Annotated in this window: 19 protein-coding genes and 1 pseudogene; 13 read left to right on the top strand and 7 right to left on the bottom strand. The window is 44.8% G+C overall.

What is annotated here, in order from left to right; translation table 11 throughout:
• Window positions 1–3 precede the first annotated feature (3 nt).
• Together L6475_RS03695 and L6475_RS03690 are read left to right on the top strand one after the other, a co-directional pair.
• A complete protein-coding gene (locus tag L6475_RS03695; protein ID WP_237822610.1) occupies window positions 4–1,200 on the top strand; it encodes a glycosyltransferase family 4 protein in 1,197 nt (398 codons plus the stop codon).
• Complete coding sequence (locus L6475_RS03690; protein ID WP_237822608.1) at window positions 1,197–2,096, top strand: glycosyltransferase family 2 protein; 900 nt, start codon at window positions 1,197–1,199, stop codon at window positions 2,094–2,096. The genes L6475_RS03695 and L6475_RS03690 overlap by 4 nt, the downstream gene beginning before the upstream one ends.
• Window positions 2,097–2,575: 479 nt before the next feature.
• On the opposite strand, the gene L6475_RS03685 is transcribed toward L6475_RS03690, so the two are convergent.
• A complete protein-coding gene (locus tag L6475_RS03685) occupies window positions 2,576–3,850 on the bottom strand; it encodes an ATP-binding protein (RefSeq protein ID WP_237822606.1) in 1,275 nt (424 codons plus the stop codon).
• A gap of 168 nt (window positions 3,851–4,018) precedes the next feature.
• Between L6475_RS03685 and L6475_RS03680 the strand changes: the two are divergent.
• Window positions 4,019–4,424, top strand: a pseudogene (locus L6475_RS03680) (AAA family ATPase); the annotation flags it as partial.
• A gap of 22 nt (window positions 4,425–4,446) precedes the next feature.
• Here the strand turns inward: L6475_RS03680 and L6475_RS03675 are convergent.
• Entirely contained in the window at window positions 4,447–5,301 is an 855-nt protein-coding gene (locus L6475_RS03675; protein ID WP_237822604.1) for a glycosyltransferase family A protein, read from the bottom strand.
• Between the two features lie 138 nt (window positions 5,302–5,439).
• On the opposite strand from L6475_RS03675, the gene L6475_RS03670 reads away from it, so the two are divergent.
• Window positions 5,440–6,453: a stealth family protein gene (locus L6475_RS03670; protein WP_237822602.1), complete on the top strand. Its 1,014-nt coding sequence runs from the start codon at window positions 5,440–5,442 to the stop codon at window positions 6,451–6,453.
• Window positions 6,454–6,458: 5 nt separating this feature from the next.
• Complete coding sequence (locus tag L6475_RS03665; protein WP_237822600.1) at window positions 6,459–7,499, top strand: glycosyltransferase; 1,041 nt, start codon at window positions 6,459–6,461, stop codon at window positions 7,497–7,499.
• Window positions 7,500–7,502: 3 nt separating this feature from the next.
• Here the strand turns inward: L6475_RS03665 and L6475_RS03660 are convergent, their stop codons facing one another.
• Entirely contained in the window at window positions 7,503–8,645 is a 1,143-nt protein-coding gene (locus L6475_RS03660) for a glycosyltransferase family 4 protein (RefSeq protein WP_237822598.1), read from the bottom strand.
• Window positions 8,646–8,659: 14 nt separating this feature from the next.
• A complete protein-coding gene (locus tag L6475_RS03655; RefSeq protein WP_237822596.1) occupies window positions 8,660–9,793 on the bottom strand; it encodes a glycosyltransferase family 1 protein in 1,134 nt (377 codons plus the stop codon).
• Window positions 9,794–9,936: 143 nt separating this feature from the next.
• Here L6475_RS03655 and thrA point away from each other — a divergent pair, with 143 nt between their 5' ends.
• Window positions 9,937–12,387, top strand: a complete 2,451-nt coding sequence (gene thrA / locus L6475_RS03650; RefSeq protein ID WP_237822593.1) for a bifunctional aspartate kinase/homoserine dehydrogenase I — start codon at window positions 9,937–9,939, stop codon at window positions 12,385–12,387.
• Between the two features lie 5 nt (window positions 12,388–12,392).
• Complete coding sequence (locus L6475_RS03645; RefSeq protein ID WP_237822591.1) at window positions 12,393–13,640, top strand: cofactor-independent phosphoglycerate mutase; 1,248 nt, start codon at window positions 12,393–12,395, stop codon at window positions 13,638–13,640.
• Here the strand turns inward: L6475_RS03645 and L6475_RS03640 are convergent.
• Window positions 13,635–13,826 (bottom strand): hypothetical protein, encoded by a 192-nt coding sequence (locus tag L6475_RS03640; protein WP_237822589.1) that lies wholly within the window; start codon window positions 13,824–13,826, stop codon window positions 13,635–13,637. The two genes, L6475_RS03645 and L6475_RS03640, sit on opposite strands and share 6 nt — an antisense overlap.
• Window positions 13,827–13,859: 33 nt before the next feature.
• Between L6475_RS03640 and L6475_RS03635 the strand changes: the two genes are divergently transcribed.
• The 3 genes from L6475_RS03635 to thrC all read left to right on the top strand — a co-directional run bounded on the left by L6475_RS03635 (window position 13,860) and on the right by thrC (window position 17,233).
• The gene (locus L6475_RS03635; RefSeq protein WP_237822587.1) at window positions 13,860–14,882 is read left to right on the top strand and encodes a hypothetical protein; all 1,023 of its coding nucleotides are present in this window, start codon (window positions 13,860–13,862) and stop codon (window positions 14,880–14,882) included.
• A 139-nt stretch (window positions 14,883–15,021) separates the two neighbouring features.
• Entirely contained in the window at window positions 15,022–15,522 is a 501-nt protein-coding gene (locus L6475_RS03630) for a hypothetical protein (protein WP_237822585.1), read from the top strand.
• Between the two features lie 358 nt (window positions 15,523–15,880).
• Entirely contained in the window at window positions 15,881–17,233 is a 1,353-nt protein-coding gene (gene thrC, locus L6475_RS03625; RefSeq protein WP_237822583.1) for a threonine synthase, read from the top strand.
• A gap of 17 nt (window positions 17,234–17,250) precedes the next feature.
• Here thrC and L6475_RS03620 read toward each other — a convergent pair whose 3' ends face one another.
• Window positions 17,251–19,290, bottom strand: coding sequence for a CotH kinase family protein (locus L6475_RS03620; RefSeq protein ID WP_237822581.1), 2,040 nt, complete (start codon window positions 19,288–19,290; stop codon window positions 17,251–17,253).
• A gap of 149 nt (window positions 19,291–19,439) precedes the next feature.
• On the opposite strand from L6475_RS03620, the gene L6475_RS03615 reads away from it, so the two are divergent.
• Together L6475_RS03615 and L6475_RS03610 are read left to right on the top strand one after the other, a co-directional pair.
• A complete protein-coding gene (locus L6475_RS03615; protein WP_237822579.1) occupies window positions 19,440–20,744 on the top strand; it encodes a phenylacetate--CoA ligase family protein in 1,305 nt (434 codons plus the stop codon).
• Window positions 20,745–20,748: 4 nt separating this feature from the next.
• Window positions 20,749–21,174, top strand: a complete 426-nt coding sequence (locus L6475_RS03610; protein WP_237822577.1) for an amino acid-binding protein — start codon at window positions 20,749–20,751, stop codon at window positions 21,172–21,174.
• A 115-nt stretch (window positions 21,175–21,289) separates the two neighbouring features.
• On the opposite strand, the gene L6475_RS03605 is transcribed toward L6475_RS03610, so the two are convergent.
• Entirely contained in the window at window positions 21,290–23,689 is a 2,400-nt protein-coding gene (locus L6475_RS03605) for a hypothetical protein (protein WP_237822575.1), read from the bottom strand.
• A gap of 1,012 nt (window positions 23,690–24,701) precedes the next feature.
• Between L6475_RS03605 and L6475_RS03600 the strand changes: the two genes are divergently transcribed.
• A complete protein-coding gene (locus tag L6475_RS03600) occupies window positions 24,702–25,907 on the top strand; it encodes an OmpA family protein (RefSeq protein WP_237822573.1) in 1,206 nt (401 codons plus the stop codon).
• Window positions 25,908–25,911 lie beyond the last annotated feature (4 nt).

The following is a 25,911-nucleotide window of genomic DNA, read 5'->3' as shown; positions in this document are numbered from 1 at the left end:
CTTATGAAGATAGCAATCCTTACATCGGGCATTCTGCCTGTCCCTGCCGTACAAGGCGGAGCGGTCGAGAATCTGATTGACTACTATCTGGAGTATAATAACTGTCATCAGCTGCACGACATCACCGTGTTCAGTATTTGGCACCCAAAAGTTAAGCATCATCCTGCCCAACAGTCAACGGTCAATCACTATTCTTATATTGACACAACGAATTGGTTCGCCAAACTAAAGCGTAAACTTCATAGTAGGCTATATTCAAATGAGTATTACAATTACTTCATAGAATATTATTTCGAGGAAGCCTTTAAACGCATCAAGAAAGAGCATTACGACTATATACTGTTGGAGAATCGTCCAGGCTATGTATGCAAACTATCCAAACGAGGATTTACCAATCTTGTACTTCACCTGCACAATGATTTATTAAATAGTCAGACTCCTCACGCAGAGGAGATACTCAAGAATCTGAAAAAAGTCATTACGGTATCAGACTATATTAAACAAAGGGTCGCAACCATTCCCTGCTCAAGTTTCTCCCCAATAGTAACGACAGTGTATAATGGAATAGACCTGAACAAGTTCAAGAGGAAAAGCACGCTTTCGGTAACAAGAAGCGAACTTGGGCTTTCCGACTCCGATTTTGTTCTGGCATACAGTGGTCGTCTCAATCCAGAGAAAGGCATCTCTCAGCTCATTGATGCAATACTTTTATTGAAGGATCAGCCTCAAATAAAACTTATGATTCTTGGCGGAACTTTCTTCGCAGATGCTACCAATGAAAACAGTTTTGTTCGCACACTGAAGGAAAAATCACTACCCATCAAAGATCGATTGATATTCACAGGTTTTATTCCTTACGGCAATATACCCGACTATCTCCAATTGGCCGATGCTGCTGTAATCCCTTCAATATGGGCAGAGCCTTTTGGCCTTACCCTTATCGAGGCACAAGCCATGGGACTTCCCACCATCGCAAGCAAACAGGGTGGTATTCCCGAGCTCGTCAACGACGACAATGCCGTGATAGTTGCTACCGACCATGACTACGAGAAGAAACTGGCCGATGCCATCATGCTGTTATACCAGTCGTCACAACTGAGGGCCGACATGGCTTTAGCTGCTGAGAAGAACGCCTTCCACTACAACAAGGAGCGTTATGCCAGTGAATTCTTCGGGGTTTTAGAATCATTATCGAAATGAAAGTAAGCGTCATACTCCCTGTATATAACGTTGGGCCTTATCTGGAAGAAGCCTTGGACTCGTTGTGCAATCAAACGCTCAACGACATAGAGATTATTGCCGTCAACGATGGTTCTACGGATGACAGCGAAAATATTTTGAAGAAATATGCCTCGCAAGATCAAAGAGTCAGATATTATAACCAGACAAACCAAGGACAGTCGGCTGCAAGAAACAACGCTTTGCAACACGCCAAGGGAGATTATATCTACTTTATGGATTCTGACGACACCATAGATAGTGATGCTTTACAACGTTGTTACGAATATGCTGAAAAAACAAAAGCCGACTTCATATTCTTTGACGGCGAAATAATGCAGGAGAAAGAAGCCGCCCCACTTGCATGGAACTATCATCGCACATATTTAGTAAACGAAAACATAGCCTACAGAGGGGATGAGCTGCTTAATCTGATGCTTGACAAACAGAAGCATAATTGTGTAGTGTGGCTGCTATTCATTCGGAAGGTTTTTTTGGACGGCATCAATCTCAAATTCTTCAATGGTATCATTCATGAAGATGAACTATTCACTGTTTCACTCACTCTGCAGAGCGACAATATCTATTGCCTGCAACAGAGTCTTGTAAAGCATCGGGTGCGCCGTTCTTCAACAATGGGTATTAGCTATTCTCAGCGAAACGTCAACTGCTATCTCACTGTTATTGACGAACTGTTCCGTTTTCAGGATTCCCCTCTCATCAGAAAATATGCATACTACACTTTAAGTAAGGTGTTCTATACAGCCCATCTGATACCATTAAAAGAAAAGCCCGCCGTATTCTGGCGAGCTATTAAATCAGGCTATCTGAAATATATAGGATGGAAATCCTGTTTGGTATTCTGGCTGAAGCAGTAGAGACTTCATTGTCGCTTCACCAGATTATCCTCTGAATCTTCATAATGGTCTGTTTTGTGGAAGATGCGGCTGAGAAGCTACTCGAAGCCACCCAACTTAACTGGAAAAAGAAGTCAGAAGAGGCTTTCACCATAACCAACCACTTCAACCTCTCTATAATCGCAGAACAGTGGCGAGAGATCTTGTAACAAAATCACGGGTCAACAACTTTATCGAATTGAACACAAGATATGCATCATATATTATGTACAAATCGGCAATATCGGACTTTACGCATAATATTTTATGCATTGCATAAGTTACAAATAATTGTGCTAGCTGTCAAATAATTTGTCAAAAAAGAAGGTATTGGCTAGAAGTAATACAGTATTATTCATTTGCAGAAAACAAGAAATTGTGAAAATCAATCAGCATCACTGAACAAAATTATGGCTCGATACTTTCAAACTGGTATCGAGCCATAATCATATAAGTTCTTATTAGTCCTTTAGACATCCTATAGGAACCACATAAATGCCATCCTCGCGACGATAAGCGTACGTTCCAACTCCAATCAGAATCATTTTAAAAGAAGGCATTTTCATCTTTTCGGGGTCTATCTTTTCCGTCAACAAATTCAATGCGTCTACTCCCTCTTTTATCAGTTTATCACCGCCAAGTTTAACCTCAACCAAACCGTATCGTCCGTCTCTCAGATGTACCACCGCATCACACTCCAATCCATTTCTATCCCGGAAATGGTACACCTTCCCGTTCAAAGCCTCTGCATACACCCGAAGGTCACGCACTGCCATCGTTTCAAACAGTAGTCCAAATGTATTCAAATCATTTATCAAATCATTCGGGCCTACGCCCAGTGCTGCAGTAGCGATAGACGGATCAGTAAAATATCTTGTATCACTCGTTCTTATAGCAGACTTACTCCTCAAATTAGGATTCCACGCCTCGCTATCCTCCACAACAAAGATTTGTTTTAGTGCCTTGCAATACGAAGCAATAGTATCTTCCGATAAGGTGTCAGCTTCATTTGCCATCAGGTCTGCCTTAATGGTACCAAAAGATGCTTGGCTACCTTGATTTCTTGCCAATGAACGTAAGAGCCGATGTACCCTCACTGGATCACGGTCAACGCCATCGACTTTCTGTATATCACGTTTTTCAACTGATTCCACATAGTCAAAGGCCTGATCCAGTGCAATCTCTGGTTCCATGTCAACGGCAAGAGGCCATCCGCCACGACAGGTAAGGAAAGCTATCTTCTCAATATCCATTTCGTTGATACCTCCAATCTGAACCGGTGCATTGAACAACTCAGCAAGAGACACTTCACCCGTTGACTCCTGTGATTCCCATAGACTCATCGGACGCATCTTTAACCATCCGATACGTCCTGTTCCTGAGTGTATCACATGGCTCATATCAGCCGGAACTGACGAACCCGTCAAGACAAACTGCCCCAGCGGCCCATGATCAGATTCAAATCGAATGCTGTCCCATAATTGGGGGGCAACCTGCCATTCGTCTATAAGCCTAGGAATATCACCCTTCAGAATCAGTTTGGAATTCAACCTTGCCAATTCTACGTTCTGCTCCACCATGCCCGTTTCCGTCATATACTTCACACTTTGGGCAATCTGTTCTGCCGTGGTAGTCTTTCCGCACCACTTTGCCCCTTCAATGAGTACTGCCCCTTTGCCTGCTAGCTTACGCTGTAGCAGGCCATCTGCTATTCTCTTCTTATACGTCGTTTCCATATTTATGGCTTTTACTGGGTGCAAAGTTACAAAGAATAATTTAAATTCAGCCATTTGACGAAGAATTATTCGCCCATTTGACGTAAATTCATTCACCCGTTTGACGAAAAACCTTCCGCCTATTTGACGTAATTCTCTTCTGTATGTGTCTATAAAAAATCCAATTGATCAGAGTATCGATCCACGTTGAAAGCCTTCTATGGTGCCTTGAAGTCCTCTGATCGTTACATCAAGTTTGCATTCTTGACGGGTGTCACGAAGTTTGGCAAGGTTAGCGTGTTCAGTGACTTGAACAATCTCATAGACCTATCATTAGACCATCGCTATACCAATATCTGTGGCATTTCCGAGAAAGAAGAGAACAAACTATCCTTTGGAGATGATAACCCGTGAGGAAGTAACTGCCGACACGCTGAACAGCATCGAGATAATGGACGAGAATCCGTTGCCATTACTCTATCAGAGTGGATATCTGACCATTAAAGACTATGACCAGGAGTTTAACACCTATCTTCTTGGTTTCCCTAACCGTGAAGTAGAGGAAGGCTTTATGAAATATCTTGTACCTTTTTATAGACAGAAAAATATAGATGGTATTATTTCTTCTTCATCAGATTATCCCCTGAATCTTCATAATGGTCTGTTTGGTGGAATATGCGACCAATACCCTTCATCTGCACTTTTACGTGATCTACGAAACTGCGCCACATTGACTGGTTACCAATGGTACCATAACCAGTAACAGGGCGTGCTTTGCGATGATAGAGAAATGCTATTCTACCAAATTTCTTTAACGACAGAGCCAAAGATCCATCTTCGCCCCTACGAATATCCGTACGTATAGTACACTGGCGAGCATAATCGGCATTGAAGGCAAAAGTCATGCCACGGATATTTAATTCGGGACGTTTAAAATGCTGTACCCAGAGGAAAGTATCACGAATCAGTTCAAAGCAGAACAGGCTGAAAGCCGAATGATTCTCATCAGGATAAAAGCTCCAAAAAGTACCAACGCAGGAAACTCCCGGCTTTAGCAATTTTGACATCATCTTGTCCACATAACATGATGGATAGAAAGTATCAGCATCAATAAAGAAGTGATATTTTCCACGAGCATGCTCCAATCCGCACTGACGGGCATAACCAGGACTTTGACGTTCTTCATTAAAATACGGGACTCCCAACGACTGATACACTTCTTCTGTGCGATCCTTCGAATTATTGTTCACACCTAATATCTCAATCGGATATTTTGTTTCCAACTCACTAAGCGACCACAGGCATGAAGCCAAGCGCTGCTCCTCGTTATAAGCTATAACAACGACAGAAACCAAAGGTTCCGAATTCTGCAAGCGAGACAATCGCTCACGTATGTCGCCAACAATTGACAGAGGAACCTCACTGAAAGGTTTCCCATAAATAGTCAGATATTTATCGTACCAACTTGCCATAACTCTGCAAATATACAGAAAAATATTTGCAGGAATCAACTTTTCTTCATATTTTTGCATGCAACACTAAAAAAACTACTGTTGTTGACAATCGATATTGATATAAATATCATACTGTTTGTCAACCTAATATAAGACATGGAAAAAATAGATTTCGTTGTAACTTGGCTAGACTCGTCCGACCCTGAGTGGCAAAAGTTGTTTGAATCCTACAGGCAAAATGCCAAAGGAGACAAATCTAAGGCCCGTTTCAGAGACATGAATTTCTTCAATTATTGGTTCAGAGCAGTAGAGAAATATGCTCCATGGGTCAATAAAGTTTATCTGATAACCAACGGCAAATTTCCCGATTGGATAAACAGGGACAATCCAAGACTTGTTCTTGTCAAGCACGAAGACTACATGCCAAAAGAATGTCTTCCTACCTTCAATTCATGTGCTATAGAATTGCACATGCATCGGATTAAAGGACTTTCTGAGCATTTCGTTTATTTCAACGATGATATTCTCTTAAATGCTCCTGTATCTCCAGACTATTTTTTCAGGAAAGGACTTCCATGCGACTCCAACAAAGAGACCTGTTTTAATGTTCCTATTTATACGAAAAAGGAACGTTTCAACACCTTTATGTCCTTGCTTGCAGATATAGGCATCGTCAATGCCCATTTCAATCGTTGGCACACCGTATGTCAATCACCTTGGCGATGGTTTGGCCCTCATTTGGGACTGAAAGGACTTATCATGAGTGGAATACTTATGAAACAGCATCTTTTTGTAGGTTTCTCCAACTATCACACTGAACAGACCTATTTGAAATCAACTTTTGAAGAAGTATGGGAAAAGGTTCCGGAATTTCTGGAGGCCAGTTGCTCACGATTCAGAGAAGAGGTGATTGCCAATCCCTACTTGTTCAGATACTGGCAATTGGCACGAAACAAGTTCTATCCTCATAAGAAGAGATTTGCCACCATACACATTTCCAGTAAGGATGACATCAGCACCATTAAGGACGCTTTGTTTAATCCGCACATAGTGTCTGTATGCCTAAATGACACTTCTTTCTGTTCGGAAGAAGACTTCGATATAGTAACCCGTCATATACTAGACTTCTTTAACCAGAAATTGCCAGAGAAGTCTTCGTTTGAAATATAAGGAATATGCTGGACCTTAGTATTATCATTCCAGTATATCAGGTAGAACGGTACATACGTCCTTGTGTTGAGAGTATTTTCAGACAAGGACTGGATGAGTCGCGCTTCGAGGTCATCATCGTGAATGACTGCACAAAAGACCGAAGTATGGCAATGATTGCCGACATCATTCAGCAACATACCAACATCACGGTCATCAACCATCCTGAGAATCTCAGTCTTTCAGTAGCTCGAAACACAGGTATTGATGCTGCGAAAGGTAAGTACCTGTTCATGCCAGATTCTGACGATTTACTCATTGAGAATTCTCTTCCTCCTGTATTGGAGAAAGCCCTTGAATTGGAGGTCGATTTGGCTGTAGCAGGTTTCTTCCCTGTCAACGACAAAAACATTGATTCTTTCAAAGTTACTGAACGGCAGGAATTTACGTTCAAAGAGAAAATTGGCGAACAACTTTTCTTGGAGGATTTGAATGCTTACCAATGCTATGTTTGGAGGACCTTGTACAGGAGAGATTTCATTTTAGAGAATCAAATCCGATTTATTCCTGGCATCAACTATCAGGACGTTCCTTTCACTCATGAATGCCATCTGAAAGCAAAAAGAAGCATTGTAACGCCTTGGCCCATATACATTTATCGAGTGGACAGGCCTGGAGCTGCGACAACAGTTTTTTCTGTAAAGAAGTCCAGAAGCTACAGTATTGCTATCGGGAGTACATGGAACCTGTCTAAAATGCCATCATTGTCAACAGAAGCTCGATATAAGGTAGAGGAAGATGTGTATCATTCTTTCTGCACCATGATGTTCCATACGGTGTATGCCATTGAAAAGACGTCAGAGCGCATACAGATACTCCAAATTTTGAAGAAAGAGGCTCCCGATTTGAATTTCAAGCATGGTTTCTTCCAGAAACTAACCACTTTCATGTACCGTTATCTGCCGATTCACTATCTTGAAGCATTCTATCTCTATTATCAAATATCCTATAAGAAAATTCCTATTATAAAAAGTTTAAGGAGATACATGATTACCAAAAAGCTATAGTCTTTATTCATCGAGGACTCCCTCAAAAAGATTTTTCCAGCGTTCAGCAATTTGTTCCATCCTGAACCGCTGGACATTTTTTAATGCCTGCTCAGAGAATGAATTTCGCAGTTTCTCGTCGGCCATCATTTTTGATAGTGCTTCAGCTAAAGCGGCAACATTTCCATTTTCAACAAGCAGTCCGTCATGTCCATCGCTAACAATATCCTTTGGGCCACATGGGCAGGCAAAGGAGACCACCGGCAATCCACATGCCATTGCTTCGACAAGTACCATACCAAAACCCTCAAAACGAGAACTGAACACAAACAAGGAACTATTCTGATACTCAGTCTCTATATCCTTTGTTTTCCCATTCAAGTGGCATCGGGCTGCATCAACATTCAACTCTTTCAGTTGTTGTTCGTATGGTGTACGGTCACCATCACCATAAATAGCAAGTTGCCAATCGGGATATCGATGTTCTACTAACGACCATGCCTTTAACAATAAATCGAACCCTTTCTGATAGGCATATCTACCAACGGCTATCACTCTTTTCTCAGTCAACTGACTCACTTTTTGGGGAACGAACGATAACGGATCAGGAATCACACACACATTGGGCAACTCCTGCCAAGCCTGTCGATCCTCTTCTGTTAATACAACAAAGCGATCCAAGTGTTTCAACTTAGTGACCAAGTTTCTCATCCAGAACTTTGCAAAAAGATTCTTTACGAAATTAGCATCTCCTTTCTCAAAGTTACGATAGTTGGCACGATTCACATGCAACTCACCTATTTTCTTGCTACCGTCTTTAATATTAGACAAGAAGTTTATTTCTCGCCTCAACAAACTAATAGTGATATCAGGTCGCAGGCGCATGAGTTCAGCAGTCAGTTGTTTCCTAAAAACACGCTGTTTCCGCAAATAAACAAACACTTTCTTTGCAAACGAGCAAGTCCAGAGTTCTTCAAAATTAATATCCAGATTAACCACCTTCACCTTTGGTGATAATGGATAGAACAACGTTTTTCCCTTGCCTTCAGTCAGAACTATCGTGATATCATAACCAAAATGCTCAGCAAAATAGTTAGCCTTTAGCGTAAGTACACGCTCTACGCCACCTGCCATATATAGAGCCGGAGTTACATAAACAATCTTCATAAGCTCTTCATTCCTCATTCCACACTTCTTGTTCTACACTCGTCGATTACCCGTCCCATCTGAATTTTCCAAGTAAGATGCTCTACGGTCTTACGGATTTCCTCTGGCTTCATAGAGAAATGTTCCATAAAGTCAACAATACGCTGAATATCCAATGGTGATTCATCGGCAGGAGCCTTCAGTACATAGGGCTGATAATCAAAATCTGAATCTTGCTCACTGTAAACAAAAGGAATGCCACGAGTTGCATATTCACGGTTCTTCAAGGTTTTGATAACGGTGATACCACTACGATGACGGCCCAACGAACCTATTGCAAACTGGCATTGATTGAACACCTTGGTCAGTTCATCACCGAAAAGTTGTCCGTGGAAGATGATATTATTCCGAACCTGATAACGATCCAAAAGAGGTTCAAAGACGGTCTTCATTGTATTAGGATGAACACCTCCAACAATATGGAAATAGACATCGCGTGTTCCTTTATATTCGCCGATTCCTGATACCACACGGTCAAAGCCATGCCAACGATGCACTTCGGCAACACCAATAAGATGAAGTTCAGATGGCTGATGGCAGATGGCAGATGGCTGATGAAGCGGGATACTATCAAAATCTACTCCATTACTTATACGGATAGTTCGCTGACCAAAGATGGTTTCTGCATCGCTGAAGGTGACAAGAGCATCCATATATTTATATAGTCTGCGCCGAAACAGTTGGTCAATCTTCAGTCCCAATTGAATTTTCCACTCGAAATTTTTGAATTCCTCGTCGTATGGATAGGTAGGGATTTCAGTCACCGCCTTGATGCCTGCTTCATGAAGCCTACGGAAGAAACGAATCAACCAGGGATTTGCATTTTGAAAGCAACGGGCATAGACAAACTCTATTTCGTTCAGCAAACAGTATTCAAACAAACGGTTGTATTCTGTGCGCTGTCGTATTCCTGCCATAAATCCCGTTCCGTAATCAGCCAATACTTGATCATCGATATATCTGCAACGATGACCATTTTCAGCAAATCCATACGAGCAAAGGTGCACCTCATGACCGTTCTCGCGAAGTCCTTTAACCTGATAGTGTATTTTCTTCGAAATACCACTTACCTCACTGAAACCATGATATACAAGAAATAGGATTTTCATTATAAACAGTAATTTTGAGGCAAAGATACGAAATAAATTGTAATTCGTTTGCTATAATTCGACATAATTTCGTAATTTTGCGCTTTGTAAAACTGTCGCCCCGTCCGTTAAGGGGTTATTAAACAACAAAACTATATATTAAAATGAAAGTAATGAAATTCGGCGGAACGTCCGTAGGTTCCGTAGAAAGCATTCTGAGCCTCAAGAGAATTGTAGAGGCCGAGAAAGAACAAGTGATTGTTGTTGTGAGTGCGTTGGGAGGCATCACCGACAAACTTATTGCCACCTCCCAGTTAGCTCTTAAAGGTGATGAAACATGGAAAGATGAATTTGAGTCCATGAAGCAACGCCACCATTCGATGGTAGAGGCTATTATCACCGATAGCAACAAACGAACTACGCTACTGACTACACTCGATGATTTGTTCGAACAGCTGCGTTCAATATATTATGGTGTATTTCTTATCCATGATCTGAGTCCGAAGACTCAGGCCACCATCGTAAGTTATGGCGAGCGACTCAGTTCGCATATCGTTGGTGTCCTTATCAATAACGGCCAGCGTTATAACAGCCGTGACTTCATAAAGACCGTTCGCAAACAAGGTAAGCATGTGCTTGATGCCGAACTGACGAATCATTTGGTACGCGAAGCCTTCAAATCGATTTGCACCGATTCAAAAGCAGGTACTACTATCCCCGTTGTTCCAGGTTTTATCAGCCGCGACCATGACACTGGCGAGACAACCAATCTGGGTCGTGGAGGTTCAGACTATACCGCTGCTATCATAGCTGCTGCGCTGAATGCTTCAGTATTAGAGATATGGACCGATGTAGATGGATTCATGACTGCCGACCCACGTGTCATCAAAACGGCCTACACCATCAACGAACTCTCATACGTAGAAGCAATGGAGCTTTGCAACTTTGGTGCAAAGGTTGTTTATCCGCCTACCATCTATCCTGTCTGCGTTAAGAATATTCCAATCCGCGTAAAGAACACTTTCAATCCCGAACATCCGGGCACGCTCATCAAGCAGAAGATAGAAAACGACCACCGCATGATTAAAGGTATATCCTCCATCAAGGGAACCACACTCATCACGGTAACAGGTCTTTCTATGGTTGGTGTGATTGGTGTAAACCGCCGTATTTTCTCTACCCTTGCTGAAAATGGAATCTCTGTATTCATGGTTTCTCAGGCCTCGTCAGAGAACTCAACTTCTATCGGTGTACGCGATGAAGATGCCGAACGCGCTGTCGAAGTGCTGAATCAGGAGTTCTCGAAAGAGATTGTCACTGGTGCCATGTTCCCCATGCATGCTGAAAGTGGGTTGGCAACCATCGCCATCGTAGGCGAAAACATGAAGCATACACCTGGCATCGCCGGTAAACTGTTTGGCACACTGGGACGTAGTGGAATCTCGGTTATCGCCTGTGCACAGGGTGCTTCCGAGACAAACATTTCATTTGTGGTAGATGCCAAATACCTGCGTAAGTCGCTCAACGTGCTTCACGACTCGTTCTTCCTGTCTGAATACAAGGTACTGAACCTTTTCATCTGCGGTATCGGTACTGTAGGGGGCAACCTTATTGAACAGATTAACTCGCAATATAAGATGTTGAAGGAGAACCGCCAACTGAAACTGAAAGTGGTGGGCATCGCCTCCAGCAAAAAAGCCATATTCAATCGCGACGGCATAGACCTACGCACTTACAAGGAGCAGATGGCCAATGCCAGTGCCAGCAATATCCAGCGACTAAAGGAAGAAATCATCGGCATGAATATATTCAACTCAGTATTTGTTGACTGTACCGCTTCTGCAGATGTGGCAGCCCTCTATCAGGACTTCCTCGACCACAACATCTCTGTAGTTACTGCCAACAAAATTGCTGCCAGCGGTCCTTATGCCGACTATCACAAACTGAAACAGACAGCCCTTCAGCGTGGCATTAAATTTCTCTTCGAAACCAACGTGGGTGCTGGTCTGCCGATTATTGGCACCATCAACGACCTGCTAAACTCTGGCGACAAGATTCTTCGCATTGAAGCAGTACTCAGTGGCACGCTCAACTTTATCTTCAATACAATATCAGCCGATGTTCCATTCTCAGAAACGGTTCGTCTCGCTAAGGAAAAGGGCTATTCAGAGCCCGACCCACGCATTGACCTCTGCGGAAAGGATGTGATTCGCAAACTGGTCATTCTCACTCGCGAGGCTGGTTACAAAGTTGAGCAAAGCGATGTAGAGAAGAACCTTTTCATGCCCGATTCATTCTTTGAAGGTCCGATTGACGATTTCTGGAAGAATCTGCCTACACTTGATGCCGACTTCGAAACTCGCCGCAAGGTACTTGAGGCGGAAGACAAGCGCTGGCGTTTTGTTGCCAAGATGGAAGGCGGAAAGACCTCCGTATCGCTGGAAGCTGTTGGTCAGCATCACCCATTCTACGGTTTGGAAGGTTCCAACAACATAGTATTGCTCACCACCGAACGCTACAAGGAGTATCCCATGCTCATCCAAGGCTATGGAGCGGGAGCTTCCGTCACCGCCGCCGGAGTATTTGCCAATATCATGTCAATCGCTAATATTTAAAGGTCATGAAGCACGTTATCATTTTGGGCGATGGCATGGCCGATCATGCCGTTGAACGCCTTGGAGGAAAAACTCTTCTTCAGTATGCCGACAAACCGATGATGGACTTACTGGCAAAAAAGGGGCGTACAGGACGGCTCATCACCGTTCCCGAGGGATTTCCTCCTGGCAGTGAAGTTGCAAATACAGCTATCCTTGGTTACGACCTGAATAAAGTTTATGAAGGCCGTGGCCCGTTGGAGGCAGCTTCCATTGGCTATGATATGGCCGACGACGATTTGGCCCTGCGCTGCAACATCATCACTCTTGAAGACGGAAAGATTATCACCCACAATGGTGGCAACCTGGAAACTGAGAATGCCCGAGTGCTCATTGACTACCTGAACGAGACACTGGCAAAACCCATCAACGAGCAAGAGGGATGCGAACGTGTGAAATTCATTTGTGGCATACAGTACCGCCATCTACTTATCATGAAGGGTGGCAACAAACATATCACTTGTGCTCCACCCCACGATCATCCAAACGAAGAGTGGAGACCTCTGTTAGTGAAATCTGAAAAAGGTTACGAACAGGAGGCGCAAGAAACTGCCGACCTTCTCAATAACCTTATCCTAAGGTCACAAGAATTATTAGTCAAGCACCCCTATAATATTGAGAGAGCAAAACAAGGAGAACGCCAAGCCAACAGTATCTGGCCATGGAGCGGCGGTTATCGTCCTTCCATGCAGACACTCATGGAGCAGTATCCGCAAATCAAGACTGGCTCTGTTATCTCTGCCGTTGACCTCATTCAGGGTATTGGCCGCTATGCCGGACTCCGCATCATCAAAGTGGAGGGTGCTACAGGTTTGGCCGACACAAATTACGAAGGAAAGGCCGAAGCAGCTATTGAGGCGCTGAAGAAAGATGACTTTGTCTTTGTTCATGTAGAAGCTACCGACGAAGCTGGCCACGACGGTGACCTCGACTTGAAACTGCGTGCCATCAATTACTTGGACCAGCGCCTCATCAAGCCAATCTATGAAGCTATTGAGAAAATGAATGAGCCCGTTTGCATGGCAGTTCTTCCCGACCACCCCACCCCTGTCGAGTTGCGCATCCATGTCAACGAGCCAGTTCCCTTCCTTATCTATTATAAAGGAATAGAACCAGACGAGGTTCAACACTACGATGAACTATCCTGCGTCAGCGGCGGCTACGGTCTCTTGCGCCTGAACGAGTTCATGAAGGAGTTCATGAAGATATCATGACCGCTCGCTAACGATGGCAGGTTCAGGAAGCAGCGAACAGTAGTTCAATCCCAACATTTTCTCCACGCGCAGGAATGTCGTTGCCCCAAACTCTGCCTTTTCGGCTATCTGCTCATCATCATAGGAATCATCAAAAAGAAGTAATGCAAATAAAATGCAAAGTAGAATGAATCCATTTTTGTGCAAAAAAAATAGTATCTTTGCGCAAAAAAGAAAAAGATGAAGAATTCTCTTTTGCTACTCACCGTATGCCTGTTTCTCCTTTCCTGTGGCGACGCAAGGAAGAATGAGCGGGCATATTTCCTTCATGGTGCATGGATGTTACAGCACGTAGAACTTCCTATGGGACGCGAATTGAACTACACAAGAGAAGGTGATGGCACACTTTGCCATATTTACACCAGCGACAGTATGCTCTATGAATGCCGACTGGCTACCACTCCGACAGGACTGGTCATTAGGCCAAAAGCGATTGCCCAAGTGACACTAATAGACAAGGGAGGCGGTGAACTGCTCTATCTGGAGGACGGAGATCCGCACCCTCTCACCATCTGCAACGACAGCACCATCACTATTCAGCGCAGCGGTGTGATTTATACCAGTGTTCGCGACGACGACATCTTTCAAGAATGGAGCAACGAGATCTGTAATATAATTGATACGGCCATAAAAGACGAGAATGCCGACAATAGCCGCTACGTGCTCTCAGCCAAAGAACGGCGACAGGAAAGAACCATCGTATGGATTGCCTGTGTCTCGTTGCTCATCGCTGTCATCGCACTGGTGTCTGTACGGTTAGCCATCATCAATCGCAGGGCGAAACGACAGCTTCAACTACAATTACGACAGATACAAGAGGTGCAGGAGAATCGGCCTTCAACCGTAAGAAAAGCCGTGGAGACCGTGGAAAAAACATTTTTTGTTTCCGACGAATACGCTACCTTTTACCGACGTATAACCAACGGACAGCGACTGAAGGAAGAAGACTGGCAACAGGCAGAACAACTCCTAAAGATGGTATATCCCGGCTTTTGCAGTCAGCTGCGCGGTATTTATCCAATGTCAGAACTGGAGTTTCAGTCGTGCCTGCTCATCAAGCTCCGCATAGCTCCCAAAGATATTGCAACAGTACTAATGCGAGACATGAGCACCATCAGCACCGTGCGTAGTCGTTTATATAAAAAGGTGTTTGGCAAAAAAGGCGGTGCACGCGATTGGGACGAGTTTATCCTGTCAATGTAGCAAAGGTACACTTGCAAACGAATTGCAAAATGCTTGCAAAGCAGATGCAAGCTGAAAAACTTGGTCTGTTGGCCAAAAGCCTGTACTTTTGCGACGTATTAATTCACATGATGTTTAACCCATAAAAAAATCAAGACACATGAGAAAAATGGTGTTAGTAATGGCAATGGCACTTATGAGTGCTATGCAAGTATGCGCCCAAAGTACGAAAGTGGCCGACAAGGAACTTATTGGTGTTTGGATGCTTGAGAAAATGCAGTGGGATGGCGAGAAGTTACGCATCTGCGGCAAAGCGAGCGGCTACACGCAGTTTAAGTACTATGGTGCCGATGGCGAATACGCATGCGCTGAGATTGCTCTCTCAAAAGAAGGCAAGATTGTGGTGCTGCCTCATGAGTACGGAACCTACACTTTCAAGAACGGTGTTTATAGCGAGATGGGGCGTCCCGCAGTTAAGCCCGAGGAAATGATGATGATTGACAACACTCATTTCAAAGGTCGCTGGAAGAATCTGAACCAAGAATGGGTGAAGCTAACTGAACTGCCCAACAAGGTGGTGAGATATATAGTGAACTGCTGCAAGTACAAGGACACACCTGCCGATGTACAGCAGACAATCAAGCAAAACATGTTCAAATAAAAGTTAGTAAATAATAGAACTGCAGTAACGGCACGGGGCGCAGCGATTGCGCCCCGTGTCTCTATTTATCATTTCAGTCCATCCATATCTGGTCTATAAATTAAGTTTGTCGTTGTTCCAACATATTTCCACCTCATTTTGTCCGTTTTTCCAATAATTAACTATTTATTCAAAAATTCTGAAGGATGCATCACTGAAGCCTCCAGAATTGTCCGCCAAATTGCACGGCTGACAGTTGCCTCACTCAGTCTAATCACAGAGCATTACATAAAAAGAAAAAAAAGAAAAAGATTTTCTTTGTATTGTTCTGTCTTAATCGTACCTTTGCAGGGCAGAAACTATAATCAAAAATCAGAATATGCAATACTACAGCACTAATGGTAAAGCGCCAATGGCCACGCTCGAGAAAGCAGTGGTAAAAGGACTAGCCGAAGATCGCGGGCTCTACATGCCCGAACGGATTAACCCTCTGTCTAAGGCATTTTTTGAGAACATGCCCAACATGAAGTTTCAGGATATTGCCTACAATGTGGCCGATGCTTTCTTTGGCGAAGACATAGACGGCGACAGTCTGCAAGATCTGGTTTACGACACCTTGCAGTTTGAATGTCCCATCAAGAAAGTCAAAGAGAACATTTATTCACTGGAACTGTTTCATGGACCAACACTGGCATTCAAAGATGTAGGTGCAAGGTTCATGGCCAGGATGCTGAGGTATTTCACTCAGAACAATAAGAGCGCCCTGAAAGATAAGGGTAATGGTCTGATCAATGTGCTTGTTGCTACTTCTGGCGACACGGGCTCGGCTGTGGCCAACGGATTCTTAGGTGTTGAAGGCATCCACGTGTATGTGCTCTACCCAAAGGGCAAGGTGAGTCCTATTCAGGAATGTCAGTTCACCACATTGGGACAGAACATCACAGCTATTGAAGTGGACGGTGTGTTCGACGACTGTCAGCGCTTGGTGAAGAGCGCGTTCATGGACGAAGAACTGAACAAGCACATGAAACTCACCTCGGCCAACTCTATCAACGTGGCCCGCTTTCTGCCACAGGCATTCTATTACTTCAATGCGGTGGCTCAAATTACTTCTCAACTCTCACCTCTCAACTCTCAATTAGTAATGTGTGTGCCTTCAGGCAACTTTGGCAACATCTGCTCTGCTTTGTTCGGCCACAAGATGGGACTACCTGTTAAACGTTTCATTGCAGCCAATAATGCCAACGATATTTTCTACAACTATCTGCAAACAGGACAATACAATCCTAAGCCATCTAAGCAGACTTTAGCTAATGCAATGGATGTTGGTGACCCCTCAAATTTTGCCCGAATCATCAACCTTTACAGCGAGAATGGCAAACTATCAGCCGAAGAGACACACCAACGCATCACAAGCCTCATCAGCGGAGCCACTTATAGCGACGAGCAGATTAAAGAGGCCATGCGCGAATGTTATGCTGAGACGGGGTATATTCTCGATCCACACGGTGCATGTGGCTATCGCGCATTGGAAGAACAGCTGAAACCTGGTGAAATAGGCATTTTCTGCGAAACCGCCCACCCAGCAAAATTCAAGGAAAAGGTTGACGAGATTCTTGGATTAGACATTGAGATTCCCGAGCGTCTGCAAGCTTTCATGAAGGGTAAGAAGCAGAGTATCGAAATGTCAAAGAATTTCGAAGATTTCAAGCAGTTCCTTATGAAAGAATAATTCGGGAAAGCTATAGACTATTTTCTGAATTTCACAGAACGGTTTTTACCTCCCACACACCAGCTGACGATATAGATACCCGTTGGCTGGTTTTTCATTTCAAATGACTCGTTGGCCTGGAACGTACCAACGAGCATGCCATTCATTGCATGGACATTGACCGTAAATGAAAGACCATCAGGAGTGGAAGAGCCGAAATGCAACACCTGAGAAGACGGATTGTAGGCCAGTGCATATTCATCGGGCTCAACAGTCTCAACACCAGTTAGCTCGGAAGGCAGTTCGCCATTGGCCACAATATACCAAAGGCGGTTTTGACTCTCACCGTTACGGGCATCATTGGTATAACTCAACACAGCGGCATTATTATCAGAACTACCACCTCTCAAATTGGCAATATGCTGTGAATAGACATTCAAGAGATTATAATAACCTGCCGTTCCTTGAGGCAATAGTTGCCAGTGTTGGCGAGTGTCTGTATCATCTGGCGTAGCCACGTTGAGTTGTGTCCCCACATTTGTGGTGGCAGTAGAAGTCCCCTGAGTGGGATCGTTCAAAGCCTTATTGGTAAGACGGTTAACAATCATGAACGTATTATCGCCAAGGTCCTTTAGTATCCAATCTTCACTTTCGCGAGTATTATCGTTAGTATATTGTACCACATTGTTATTGGTCACCTCCATAGCCTTCAACGACTTCACATTGACTATATGATAGTAGAAGTCATCAGGCACAAAAGGCGGTGTGGGCTCGTCAGGCTTGCGATTGGCAAAGGCCTGCTTCAAGTAGCTACAATGATCGGTGATAAAGGTTTTCAAATCATCGATATACTGATCGTAACTACTATAGAGAACCATCTCATGATACATTTTCTTACTGATTCCCCACTTCTCATAGTTCAGTTGCTGCGACCTACTAAGCACTTGCTGAAGACTGTCTATCTTACCATGCATATAGTCAACAAGACCAGCCTTCAACAATTCTTCATATCGATGGTAAACCTTTTTCTGAAACCAAGTATCTTCCCACATGCGGCGTACCCATTCGCGCGAACCGGAATAGGCTATATCCACCATCAGTGAGTTGACCGAACTGACCAGTCCTTTCTCACTACGCACACGCTGATCATTATTATAAGCTATGTCATAGTCCCATAGTGGTCCGAAGAACAAACGGTCATCGCCACGTTCTTTATAGAAATAGGTACTATAGAAGCCGTCAATATTGGCACTCACTTCAGTACAGATATACCAGTCTATAAGCGACAAGGAATCAACATAAGCCCGATAGCCCTTAGTAGGATCATCAAACTTATCAGACTTCAGCGCCTGATCAAACTTGTTCACATGGTTCTTGATGTAATTCGTCTGACGATATTCTATTTCTTCATCATCAGGATAGTGAATACGTACAGGAGCGCCATAGGAAGAAGTGTTGAACCAATTGCCATCACGGAATCCATCGACTTCGAGCAAATAGCCACCCGTAATATCATCATCAGCGCCTAAGGGCACGTTCTGTTCCATGATATTAACTCGATGAGGGCGAACGTCAACGAAATCGCTGATCTGATAGGTTCCCAGATAATCATTATTCAACACCAAATCAATAAACTTTGCAGCGGGATTGAATGGCAGAGATTTAGGTTTCCCTGCTTCATGAAGATTGGCACAGAAATCGCCCATAGCCGAGGTGACAGCATTCCGAATCATCGTTTTATCACCGGCATTGGCCAGCAGTGTCCATTTCTTACATTTGGCATAGCCAGTACCCAGAAACTTTTCTTTGTTTAGGAATTTTATCCTATAAGGTTTTTTCGCCATGTTCCAAGTAGAATTGCCTCGGCCACGAATAGATACCGAGTCAAAAAACTCAACGGTGCCAGCCTCATCAACATAATGGAAACGACAATATTCATAGACATCTTTGCTATAGATACCATTTCCGTCGAAAGTTTCTATATAGAGAGTTGGCAGGTCGGTCAGTTTTACATATTGGGCATCAGTCACAGTGACCATCCCCATTAATGATAAAAGCAAGAGAAAAAGTTGTTTCATTGTAGTTATATAGTTTCAATGGGCAAAATTACGAAAAATTGATAGTAAATCAAAAGAAAAAAAGAAAATTCTTTTGTTTTGCCACATGCTTTTCGTAACTTTGCACACAAGCTAAAAGTTAAAAACAACCCCAATAACGACTAAGCTTTATGATTTGGAATCCCAGCATTGAATGCATGGATCGCGAGCAACTTCGCGAAATTCAAAGCCGCCGTCTAGTTAAGATGGCGGAGTATGTGTATCACAACACTCCCTTCTACCGTAAGAAGTTTCAGGAAATGGGTCTCGAACCTGGCGATATCAAGAGTATTGACGATATCGTGAAACTTCCCTTCACCAACAAACTAGATCTTCGCGACAACTATCCTTTCGGACTGGCTGCCGTTCCTATGAGCCAGATAGTACGTATTCACGCTTCGAGTGGAACCACCGGTAAGCCTGTCGTAGTACTTTATACGCGCAAAGACTTGGCCATGTGGGCTGAAGCCATATCCCGTGCCTTTACTGCCTACGGTGCTGGAAAGGACGATATATTCCAGGTGGCTTACGGCTATGGACTGTTCACTGGCGGACTGGGCGCCCACGATGGTGCAACCAATATTGGTGCCAGCGTCATTCCTATCTCCAGTGGTAACACACAGAAGCAGATAACCCTGATGCACGACTTTGGTTCAACCATTCTGTGCTGTACTCCCAGTTACGGACTCTTTTTGGGCGAAGCCCTTGGCGAATGCGAATGGAAGCGCGATGAATTCAAGCTACGCGTAGGAGCGTTTGGTGCTGAGCCATGGACGGAAGAGATGCGACAGAAGTTGGAGGCTTCGTTGGGCATCAAGGCCTACGACATCTATGGATTATCAGAAATTGCCGGTCCTGGTGTGGGCTATGAGTGTGAATGTCAGCACGGCACTCACCTGAACGAAGACTATTTCTATCCAGAAATTCTTGACCCGAACACTGGAGAGCCTTTACCCGAAGGAACATTAGGCGAGCTGACTTTCACCCACCTCACAAAGGAAGGTATGCCGCTGCTGCGTTATCGCACTCACGACCTTACTGCGCTGCACTACGACAAGTGTTCGTGTGGACGTACGCTTGTGCGTATGGATCGCATTTTGGGCCGTTGCGATGACATGCTGATTATTCGTGGCGTAAACGTATTTCCTTCACAGATCGAGGCTGTTATTCTCTCTGTGCCTGAGTTTGAACCACACTTCATGCTCACCGTTGACCGCGTGAATAACACCGACACCTGTGAACTGCGTGTCGAGGTGAAAGAAGAATTCTTCACCGATGAGATGGGGCAAATGGTTGGACTACAGAAGAAACTTGAGGCAGAATTGCGTTCTGTCATCGGACTTGGTTTCAAGATCAAGCTAGCTGAGCCGAAGAGTATTGAACGCAGTGAAGGAAAAGCCAAACGCGTGATAGACAAGAGAAACTTTAAAGCATAAAACTATGTTAGCAAAACAATTATCTATTTTCCTTGAGAACAAGTCTGGCCGCCTGAACGAAGTGACCGAGATTCTGGGAAGTGCAGACATTAACCTTTCAGCCATGAGTATTGCCGACAACAGCGACTTTGGTATTCTGCGTTGTATCGTGAGTGATCCTGACAAGGCCTATCAGGTACTGAAAGACAATCACTTCGCCGTGAAGATCACCGATGTTATCGGCTTCGTTTGTCCTAACACCAGCGGTTCACTAGCCGTTGTACTGAAGAAGCTGTCTGAAAAAGGTGTTTTCATTGAGTATATGTACTCGTTTGCCAACGGTGACGTGGCCCATGTCGTCATCCGTCCCACCGACCTTGAGCAGTGCGACCGTATCCTTTCAGACATGAAGGTGGAGCTCATGGCAGCCAACGACCTCTACAAACTGTAAAAGATCGGGTCGTGGGGTCTCACCTTAGACCTTAGACCTTTGACCTTACGAATAAGAGGATGTGTCCTTTTGTGACACATCCTCTTATTCGTATTCGTATCTTTATGTCTGATTACTATTTCTTCAGGAAGCGGGCGTTGATGATGCCTGCATCAGACTTCAGCGACATGATGTAAGCGCCAGCAGGCAGATCGTAGATGCCTACCTTGTCGCCAATCACGCCAATGCTCTTCACCTGCTTGCCATCGAGGGTGTAGATGTTGGCTGTGCCCTCTACGTCCTGAGGCAGATTGATGTAGTTGTCATCATAGTCGATGGTGCCATCAGTCTGCACGCTGCGAATCATTGAAGGAACGGTTCCGCCAAAGACTGCCGTAGCAGTGGTGGTGTGCGTCTTCGTGGTGAAGTCAATCATCGGATCGGTATAGTCCACACCGTTGATGGTCCACTTCGTGAACTTCTCGCCTACGGGCACAGCAGCCAAGCGCATGGGAGCACCCACGACAATCTGGTAGGTAGAGGTAGCGTTCCAGCTGCTCTGTGGGAAGGCCAGACCAGAACCGGTGCTATTCACGCTGATGGTACCCAGCGCGAGCGTTGAGCCTTCAGTGATCGTGGTCACACCCTGATAGTTCCAAACGCCATACTTCACGTTGGTATCGAGACGTGCCTGAGCCTTGCCTGCACCCGTGAAGGTCACATTGATATTGTCGCCCTCATGGTTCTCGGCATAGAGGTAGAAGTGATAGCTGTCCTGTGTGTACGGCTCGCCGTTGAGGGTCACATTGAAGTGAACCATCGTGGGAACAGTCAGCGAGACAGCATCATCGCCAGTAACCTTCACATTCTTAGTGTCATAGCCCTCAACCACAATGTAATAGTCGTCGGCATCGACGTAGGTCATGAACTGACCATTATCGTCAGTCGAACCACCCGTCACTGAGCTATTCGAGCCGCTCGTACCTCTATATATATTGACATAAATGCCACCTGCAGGAGCGCCCTGCTTATCGGCAACATTGACCGTCAGCTTATAAAGCATGCGTCTAAAGGTCTTGTCTTCATTCAGATTGACATCTGTCCAACGGGTATTACCGCTCCAAGGATCATTATAGGTGAAGAAATAGTCGCCCTCAGGATAGTAATAAACACGGTTATAATACAGATTTTCGTAAGAATTGCGGTCGCCGCTCTTGCTGAAATAAACATAGTCGTATTGGTTACCCTCCACATTGCGAGTGAACTTCACAGAGAAAAGCTTTATTTCGACGGTCTTATTGGCATCGGCTTTGAACTCCTTAGCCAGCATACCATTGTAATACAGCTTGTAGTCACCAGGCTGCAACGCGGTCTCAATACTGCCGTTCTTCAGCGAGAGATTCTGTCTTGAACCGTCAGCACTTTGCAACTCAATGCCGTTCAGCTGACTGGGGTCACTACATACCACATTGATTTTAACATTGTAGCAGGTCACATCAATGGTCATATCCTGCTTGCCAACGGTAAACTCCGTCGAGGTGCCAGCATGGAAATAGGTATAGGTGCCTGGCTGCAGATAATAGTCTACCTGACCCTTACCGTCAGTTTTCATTCCCTGACCGTTTACGGAGAAGTCCTTCAGCATGTTAGGATCGGTATTCTTCGAAGTGAACGTTACCTTGTAGTAATCCAGATAGACAAGCTTGCCTTCGTTTTCAATCTTGATCTCGTCACTCCATGCACCATAGGGGTCCTGAATCATGTAAGAACCGGGAACCTGCCATGTGCTCCAACAGTCATTATAATAGTTCAACCAAGAAATATCGCTCAAGTCGGCCTTCTCCTCGCTATAGGGATAAAGGCTCACACTGCCCATATTCTGCAGAGGATATTGGCCATGGCGAGGCACTATCTTCAGCTGATACTTAGTCTCGGGGGTAATCTCAGGGCTAGCTTCCAAATTAAAGATCAGATCCACCTGGGCATCGTTAGTCACATCGACAGCGCCCGTCAGCTCATAATTGGTATAGCCTGTATAATAATTATAGTAAGAAGCACTATAAGCATAGTTGGCATCAGGCACCACATAGAACGAGCACTGACCTTCTGAATTAGTAGAAACATCACCGATACACGTAACCCCCTTACCATGAGCATACATGTCTAATCTGACACCGTTCAGAGGATTGTCTTCCTGGTCTTTCGCAGTCACAGTAACCTTGCGAATCTGCAGCTCGATGGTGTTTCCCTCAGCAGCAATCGTGACTTCACCCGTATGCCCCATCTGCGTACGATAATAATAAGTCTGGCCGACTTGGTCGTCAGAAAGCTGCTGGTAAGAGTTAGGATAAGCATATAGCTCAAATGCCTCAATGGCATCCTGATAGAAATACACATTGACAGAAGAATCGAATTCAGTCACTTCCGTCACGTCGTTCATAAACTTGAACGTAATCCCTGCCTCAGCCTTTGCGACCGATGGCATCATCAGCATTGCCACTATGGCAAGCATCAGCGATTGTAATTTTTTGTTCATAAGCATTAAATTTAAATGATTGTTGTAACTGTAAGTGAATAATTGACGTAAGTATAAAAATATGTGACAAAAATAATGAAATGTCTTGAAACTGCATATTTCAAATTCGCAGAAAAATCGTTTATATTCACAGAAAAAACATTCATATTCACACAAAGATATTGAAAAGTGCAGTTTTTGGCTGCATAACAAAAAACTAACAATCCTTAACAAAATAAGTGGTGAGATGACTGAAGAATAATGATGGACGAGGACTTCAGAAGACCTACTGAACATAGCATGAAGCGGCGCAGGCTGCCGTTGAGGAGTAATAATCACTCTTACATAATTTGCAGAGGGACCTGCCCTAATGGGCAGTTCCCTTTTTTATTATCTCATTTGAGAGGATTTCTAAGTACAATCTTATCAGAGGCGAGGCATTTATCGGAGGTGAGTGTGTATCAATAATTGAGAACTTTGGATTTACAAATGTCAAACAGGTTATAACGATACTCCTTTCGTCTTTGTATGACAAGACAGTCCTATCATTCTTTTCAAGGGACGTATCTTCTGGCAGCTGCATCTGCTAGTACAAGTGTCGTCAGTCATTGCTCAGCGTGTGTTTTATCCGTAGCAACTTGACTTCTTGAAATCGTATTATTTGATAGAAAAAAAATGATATAGCCAGTTTTTAACATATAAATTCATAGAAAAATGACACAAAGTTTGTTAATTTAAACTATTTTTTATACTTTTGTACAGGAAATTCTATATTCGAATTAATATTTGCTATACCTGATGACAAACTACTTAAGAGAGTTAATAAATACCAAAATTGCACGAATAATGACCAATTCTTTTGGCCATTACAATAATTTTGCTACTCTCTCTCTCTCTCTCTCTCTCTCAGATACTTAACCGCCAGTCCACCTTTATTAAAATTCGCGCTCACGCGCGTAAATATACGGCTTTCCATGCTTTCTGCCATGGGAAGCCTCATTGTTTTTTGTCTATATCTAATCCATTTTTTATTATGATGAAGAAAACAATTTCTATCCTCATGCTGCTGGCGATGCTTGCCGCAGGGGTGCAGACTGCGTTTGCCCAGAGTGACAGCCGCGACTACAAGCGGGGCTGGTATGCCGGGCTCAGCGGCGGCACCTCCTTCGGTCAGGCCACGTTCCGCAGCATCACCGAGAGCAAGACCAACGTCGGTGCTCAGTTCGGTGTCTTCGGCGGCTATCAGTTCAGCCGCTTGTTATCAGTTGAAGCCCTCGCCACGATGGGCGGACAGAAGCAGACGTCGCTCGACTGCGATCCATTCTGGCTCGCTACTGACGGTGAGTTCACCTTTGCGCCCGTCCTTGGCAAGCAGGGCAACTACTATCGCGACCTCGAAGCCAAGACCCGCTGGATGCGCCTCGGGCTGCAGGCCAACTTCGACGTGCTGTCGCTCATCACCAAGCCGACGACACGCTGGTCCGTCACCCTGTCGCCGCAAGTCTCAGCCGTCACCACGCGCACCAAGCACCTCGCCACGGGCTTTGAGCAGGAGTTCGACCGCCAGTGGCACCTCGGTTTGGGCGGTCAGGCTGCCGTGGGCTACCGTGTGGCACGTAACGTCGGCCTCCAACTCTACGGCGGCATCACCTGCCTGACGGGCGACCGCTTCGACAACATCCCCAAGTACTGCCACAAGAGCAACCTCATCTACGAGGCCGGTCTGAAACTGTCCTACCATCTTGGCAAGAAGAAGCCCACCCCCAACCCCTCGCCAAGGGAGGGGAGTCAGGAGGTTAGTTCTGTCATTGAACAGCCGCAGCCTGTCGTAGAGCAGAAAACCGCTCCCGTAGTGGAGACGCCGCAGCCTGTGGCAGAGCCAGCCGCCGTGGCGGAGCAGAAACCAGAGGCTGTCAGTCTCCCCGTCATCTACTTCGCCAACAACAGCCACCGTCTGACACAGCGTGAGGCCGACAAGCTCGATGCCGTGGCTGATATGATGAAGGCGCAGCCCGACGTGGAACTGGCCATCTACGGTCACGCCTCCAACACTGGCAGCCAGTCCTACAACCTCCAGCTGACCCAGCGCCGCGCCAACACCGTGAAGATACTGCTCGTGCGCCGTGGCATCGCCGCCCGCCGCTTGCATCCAGTCGTTGGCCGTGGCATCGACCACGATGCTGCCGACAGCAGGCAGGCCCGCCGCGTGGAACTGATTATGAACGAAAAAAATAAGTGAGCGT

This window comes from Prevotella sp. E9-3 (assembly GCF_022024015.1).
GTDB lineage: Bacteria > Bacteroidota > Bacteroidia > Bacteroidales > Bacteroidaceae > Prevotella.
This window is presented reverse-complemented; position numbering and strand designations above follow the sequence as displayed.